This window comes from Lipingzhangella rawalii, from assembly GCF_031628175.1.
GTDB classification, from domain to species: Bacteria; Actinomycetota; Actinomycetes; order Streptosporangiales; family Streptosporangiaceae; genus Lipingzhangella_A; species Lipingzhangella_A rawalii.
The window spans coordinates 1-5,982 of record NZ_JAVLVT010000024.1 but is presented as its reverse complement, the minus strand read 5'-3'; the positions used below and the strand labels follow the sequence as shown (position 1 = coordinate 5,982).

At 66.0% G+C, this 5,982-nt stretch carries 6 protein-coding genes; 3 read left to right on the top strand and 3 right to left on the bottom strand.

Annotation, left to right across the window (positions count from 1 at the left end):
* The first annotated feature begins 606 nt into the window (after positions 1-606).
* Genes tyrS through RIF23_RS20505 form a run of 3 tightly spaced genes read left to right on the top strand, consistent with a single transcriptional unit; the run spans position 607 to position 3,664 of the window.
* Positions 607-2,001 (top strand): tyrosine--tRNA ligase, encoded by a 1,395-nt coding sequence (tyrS, locus tag RIF23_RS20515; protein ID WP_310914281.1) that lies wholly within the window; start codon positions 607-609, stop codon positions 1,999-2,001.
* Between the two features lie 8 nt (positions 2,002-2,009).
* Positions 2,010-2,690 (top strand): HAD family hydrolase, encoded by a 681-nt coding sequence (locus RIF23_RS20510; protein ID WP_310914279.1) that lies wholly within the window; start codon positions 2,010-2,012, stop codon positions 2,688-2,690.
* Positions 2,687-3,664 carry a zinc-dependent alcohol dehydrogenase gene (locus RIF23_RS20505; protein WP_310914277.1) on the top strand — a complete coding sequence of 326 codons (978 nt, stop codon included), beginning with the start codon at positions 2,687-2,689 and terminating at the stop codon, positions 3,662-3,664. The genes RIF23_RS20510 and RIF23_RS20505 overlap by 4 nt, the downstream gene beginning before the upstream one ends.
* A 195-nt stretch (positions 3,665-3,859) precedes the next feature.
* On the opposite strand, the gene RIF23_RS20500 is transcribed toward RIF23_RS20505, so the two are convergent.
* The 3 genes from RIF23_RS20500 to RIF23_RS20490 form a co-directional block, all read right to left on the bottom strand.
* The gene (locus RIF23_RS20500) at positions 3,860-4,003 is read right to left on the bottom strand and encodes a DUF397 domain-containing protein (protein WP_310914276.1); all 144 of its coding nucleotides are present in this window, start codon (positions 4,001-4,003) and stop codon (positions 3,860-3,862) included.
* 64 nt (positions 4,004-4,067) lie between these two features.
* A complete protein-coding gene (locus tag RIF23_RS20495; RefSeq protein WP_310914275.1) occupies positions 4,068-4,250 on the bottom strand; it encodes a DUF397 domain-containing protein in 183 nt (60 codons plus the stop codon).
* Positions 4,231-5,076: a helix-turn-helix domain-containing protein gene (locus RIF23_RS20490; RefSeq protein ID WP_310914274.1), complete on the bottom strand. Its 846-nt coding sequence runs from the start codon at positions 5,074-5,076 to the stop codon at positions 4,231-4,233. Before RIF23_RS20490 ends, RIF23_RS20495 begins: the two co-directional genes overlap by 20 nt.
* Positions 5,077-5,982: the final 906 nt, after the last annotated feature.

Below are 5,982 nucleotides of genomic sequence, written 5' to 3'. Positions count from 1 at the left end.
ACGCAGCACCCCGTTCGGGTAGTGAAGCGCACCCCGCACGCCCGCCAGGCGCCCGAGGCAGGCCACACCACCCCCACACAAACCTTCCGATCCCTCCGGCTCCCGTCCGGCCCGGTTCCGCGTCCTTCCCCGACCGGGCCGGGCGGGTCCTTCCCCTTCCCTCGATCCGTAGAACAGGAGCCCCTGGCGATGCACCTCCTCACCCGCGCCGAAGTCGCCGCCATGTTCCGGGTCGCCCCGCTGACCGTGACCCGCTGGCGCCTCGCCGGATACCTCACCACCTACCGCACCCCGGCGGCACCCACCGCTACGACGCAAAGGAGATCCACACCTGGCTCAACCCACCCTGCCCCACCTGCGAACAACCCTGGACCCACTGCGAATGCCGCTGGCACCAACCCACTCATATCTGAGCACCTCCGTGAGAGGACAACCTGTGTTCACGATGCGTCTCTCCGATTGCGATGACGCTGACAGAGTCGCCGCGATGATCGCCGCGCGGAGTACGTTACTGATCTGATCCAGCGTTGGCCCCGCTGAAAGGACACGTCGAGGATGCGGGGCCGATAACATGTGGCGCGACGTCCCGGTCCCAGGAGAGCTGCGATGACCCGGCTGAGCCAGTCTGTCGACCATGTGAGCGAGCTGCTCAAAGATGCTGATCTTGCGGCAGACGCCACGGTGCGTGAGTTGTTGACCGAGACCACCCGCCGGCGCAGCCTGGACCTCTCCGACCTTCCCGCCGAGGAACAGGCCGCGCTCATCGCGAACCGCACCCAGCAGCTCCAGCCCTCCACTGAGGACCTCGCAGAGCGAATCACCGCGGCCGGTAGGGAAGGGCGCTCGTTTGTCGCCAAGTTCGGCATCGACCCCACCGGCGCCGAGGTCCACTTGGGCCACAGCGTGCCGATGCTGCTACTCAGCCGCTTCCAACGCATGGGTCACCAGGTTGTGTTCATCGTCGGCGACATGACCGCCAAGATCGGTGACCCTTCCGGCCGCTCCGATGAACGCCCCGCGCTCACCGACGAGGACATCGCCCGCAACCTCGCCACCTACCGCGAGCAGGTCAGCCCGTTCTTCGACTTCGAACGCGCCCAGTTCCGGCACAACGGCGACTGGCTGCGCCAGTTCACTCTGCCCCAACTCATCGAGATCACCGGAAAGATCCCGGCGTCCATGGCGCTACAGCGCGAGGACTTTCGCACTCGCCTGGACTCTGGGCACGGGCTGTCCCTTGCCGAGCTGCTGTACTCGGTGGTGATGGCCCTCGACTCGGTGGAGACCCAATGCGACCTAGAGGTCGGCGGGCTGGACCAGTTCCTCAACATGCAGATGTGCCGCAAAGTCATGGACATCTGCGGCCAGACGCCGGAACTGGTGGTGGCAACCTCCCTGATCGAGGGAACCGATGGCTCTGGCGCCAAGATGAGCAAGTCCCAGGGCAACTACGTCCCCCTGACCGCCCCACCCGGCGAGATTTTCGGCAAGCTCATGTCAGTGCCCGATCGGCTCGTCGAGCCGTACTTCCGTACGCTTTCGGAGTGGCTGGACTCCGAACTTGCCCTTACCAGCGACCGCATCACGGCCGGAACACTGCACCCCATGGACCTGAAGAAGGTCCTCGCCGGTGAGGTCACCGCCGCCATCCACGGGGTCGACGCCGCGATGCAGGCGCGTGAGGAATTCGTGGCGCGCTTCTCCAAGCGCACCTTCGGCGATGTCGAGGACCTGCCCAGCGTCACCGACCTGGAACAGAGCCTCGCTGACGTCGTCAAGAACCTGGGATTCGCCAAGAGCAATGGGGAAGTGAGACGTCTGGCCCAGCAGAACGGCCTACGACTGGTGGTGGAGGCCGATGGCGACCAGGATCAGGTACAGCTCGCCGTCGACGATACGCATACCCCGCTGGCACGCCTGCTCAAGGACAAGCTCGACGCCCAGGCCGGGGACTTCTACCTCAAGGCCGGGCGAAAACTCGCCCGCATCACCACCTCCTGACGCTGGCAGTGGAGACAGTAGTACTGGACCTGTTCGGGACTCTGGTGCCTGCACCCACACCACGGGAACGCACCGAGGCAGCCACCCGAATAGCGAGGGTCCTTGGCTCCCCCACAGCAAAGGTCGAGGCCTACTTCTCCTCCACCTGGCAGGTTCGCCACGACGGAACCTTGCCCACAATTTCTGCCCTCGCTGCACACCTGGTTCGCAACGTCCAGCAGACCGATGCGCCGTACGGACCGGTCACAGACGTGCTGCGCTCGCTCAGCCATGCCCGGCTGCGGCCCGACCCTGCGGTGACGGACACTTTGCGGTCCCTGCGCGGTGCCGGCCTGCGACTCGGTGTGCTCAGCGACGCTAGCGCCGAGATCGCCGCGGCATGGCCGCGCAGCCCGCTTGCCGCCCTCGTGGATGCTGCTGTGTTCAGCTGCCGTAGCGGTGCCGTGAAACCGGACCAGCAGCTGTACGACGAGATCCGCGCCACCCTGGACACCCCGGCGCACGGGACGCTCTACGTCGGTGACGGTGGTGGTAAGGAGCTCCGCGGCGCGCTCCAAGCCGGTATGGCCGTCCTGGCCGTCCGTCGACGCGGCCCGGACGACGCCTTGGCCTTCAACGCCACCGGCTGGTTCGGGCCCACAGTCGACACTGTGGAAGACCTGCCCGCCTACATCCAGGAACTGCAATGAAAGCCTGGGAGATCCGGGACGGACACTTGGACTTACACGAGGTGGCACCCCCTCGGCCCAGTCGCCAGGCAATAACCGCGATCAGTGTCCGTCACAGTGGTATCTGCGGTAGTGACCTGCCCAAACTCCGCCACCCGAGCCGCTTCACGCTGCCCGCGCCCTGGCGCCCAGGCCACGAGATCGTCGGAACCGATCCCACCGGCCGCACTGTGGCTATAGATCCGCTTGTCCCCTGCCAGACCTGTCCCCGGTGTGCGGCAGGAGACAGCCACCTGTGCCCCGACCTTCAGCGCCTCGGCTGGGACCTCCCCGGAGGCTTCGCCGAAGAAGTGCGGGTACCCACCGACAACGCCCACCCGCTCCCCACCCGTCTCGACCCGCTGCACGCCGTGCTCGCCGACCCCACCGCTGTCGCCGCCCACGGACTGCGCTGCGCCCCTATCAGACCGCCCGGAAGGCTGGCTGTCGTCGGAGCCGGCACCATCGGTCTGCTCACCGCGCTGTATGCCCGGTGGCAAGGCTGGGAAGTCACGGTTTTCCACCGAGAGGGCCGAGCCCCATCGCCAGCCGTCGCCAAGGCCATACCAGCCGATTGCCGGCTTCCGCTCACCACCGATGAGAAGGCCTTCGATGTGGTGGTCGACGCCGCCAGCGGCGCCGAAGCGACCCCGCTCGCGCTGGCACTTGGAGTCGTCCGCGACGGCGGCAGCATCGTGGTCCAGAACGCCTACGACCCCGATGTGGCGCTCCCTGTACCCCTACGTAGCCTCTTCCGTCGGTCAATCCGGCTGATCGGCTCCTTTTCCCACTGCCGCCGCCAATCTGGTGACTTCCACCTGGGGTTAACGCTGCTGAATCAGCATGCGGACTCGGTAGCCCCTCTGATCGCGGAAGTGGGACACCTCACTGACCTGAGAGCGCTCCTGGAGCATGAGGTGGCCCCTGGGCGCCGTCGTACCCTCACCCTCCTGTGATCCTGCCGCCAGGGCGGGGAACCACCATGGACGCCGTCACGTACGGCCACGCCGAGGAATCTGGTTCCTCACCATGCGGCGGGGTAGAGCGGGCGCGGGAACGAGTTAGCCGACCCCTGAAGGTGCTGTCCTCGGGGCCGGTGTTATGTAGTGGCGTCAGAACGTTCTGAGGGGTACCTCAGTGAGGAAGGCGCGCTATTCCTCACTGTCGAAGGTCAGGTGGCCCTCATTGGGGTGCGTCGAGTCGCGGATCGCCGCGCCGCCTGAATGGTCAGCTACCTCCACGCAGCCGTTGCGGTCTGTGTAGCTGGACGTGCGCCAAGTATTTGGTGCCTTCATGTGAGTTCCTGTCAGTGTGGGGCCGGGCTGGTTCGGGGTTCCTGGTACCCGGCCCACTGGAGAACTACACCTCGCCGGTGCGCACCGCGTGTAGCAGCGCTGACCACTCACGGGTGGGGAGGTCCAGGTGGCCCAGCTCTGGGTGCTTGGAGTCACGGGTGTAGACCTGGTATTGCGTCCAGGCGACCTCAACACAGTCGCCTCCCTGCTGACTGGTGTAGCTGGATTTACGCCAGTTGAGTTCCATCGAGGTCCTTCCTGATCGTGTAGAGCAGCTGTAGCGATTGCTCAGGCGAGAGCGCAACGCCCTGCAACGTAGTGAACAGCAGGGTGACCGCGTGAACGCGCTCGGGGTCGGTGACCATCTCGCCCCGTGCCACGGTCTCGACGTAGATGAGGTCCGGCTGACCCGCGAAGGAGAGTACCTTGAATGGTCCGGTGAGCCCTGGGTGGTGGCGGGTCGTTGCGATCGGAACCACCTGAAGTCGGATCTTTCGCTGGTCGATCAGCTCAAGCAGGTGTCCGATCTGTTCGTTCATCACTTCGGGTGTTCCCATGGGGCGCTGGAGCACGATTTCGTCGAGGACGAACCACATGGCCGGTGCGCGGTCCCGGTCGAGGAGCCGCTGTCGATGTAGTCGCGTTGCGATGAGCTGGTCGATCTTGGATTCATCGGCGAGAGGGTTGCCCGCGCGCAAGGTGGTGCGGGCATAGTTCTCGGTCTGGAGCATCCCGGGGATAAGCAAGGGGTGGTATTCGCGGATCATCGTGGCCAACTGCTCTGCCTCGACCAGACTCCCCAGGTACTCGGGGTATGCCTCGCCGAAGAGATGTGTCCACATCTCCACGAGTTTCCCGTTGCCGTCCAGGAGGTCGTCGGCCAACTGGGCGAACTCGCGGGTGGGGTAGCGCTCGGCCCGTTCAATGGCCCCCACCTGTTGTGGAGAAAAGTCGGTCGCCCGCGCAAGGCGACGTTGTGACATTTCGGCCAAATTGCGCATCCGGCTTAACTCGACGCCGAAGCGATGCAGCGCTGGGTTGTGTTCAGGGGGAAGTTTGGCCTTCCTGTTCATGACCACAGAAAACCACGGACAGACTCATGGCGACCACCAGGATTCTGGTTTTCCCCAAGTGCACTTCAAGGGTCCAGTAGCTATAGCACCTTCTGGACCTGCACTGCCACGTTGGGACCTGCGACCCCAAGTATCTGGGGTGCAACAGTCAACGGCCTCGACTCGGTGCGACATCACCCAGCCGAGGCCTTGCCCCCAACCTGAGTTAGGCAGGTGAGGACCGTGGTTGAGCGTATCGCCTCCACGAGCAGAGCTGGCGTTGTCCAGCGTCCTGCATCCGGTACTCCGCCGAGGATGCGCCGTCCGCGTAAATGCAGCCGTGTCCGGCCCTACCTCCGTGGTTCGGTGTTGTTCTGGCAGTGTCCGGCCGAGGGCTGTGCGTGGTCGTCGGTGAATCCGGTGGAGCATCCGTGTCCGTTCCCGCCGCCAGAGGCGCGGCCCTGCGTCGTGGACCGGTGTACCTGCGGCGGGGCCGAATCGGAGCCTGCTCCGGAAACCGGAGGCGAGCAAGCACCGGAGAAGCTACCGAAGCGGGTTCCGGGTGAGCAGGGGCCGTCTGCCCCTGCTCCGGAGCCGGGGCCGGTACCGCCGGGCGCGTGGAGTTCGCCTGCATCACGGACCCCGGCGGTGCTGGCCCGGGTCCTGGCGGGACTACAGGACCTGGATGCCCCACCGCGGGAGCGCGCACGGCCGGTAGCCCCGATCCCGGGGATCGTGCCGGAAGCCAAGGCGACCCCGGAGCCGATCGCGGTGCCGGCGGGGGAGCCGGGTTCGACGCGGGGGCCGGCGTCCCGCCCGGCCCCAGCCACCGGGCCCGGGCCTGGGGCCACCCTGGTTCCGCCGGTTAAGGCCGGTTTGTGGCCGGGCTCGGTGGCGATCGTGCCGACGAAGGTCATCCCGGACGCA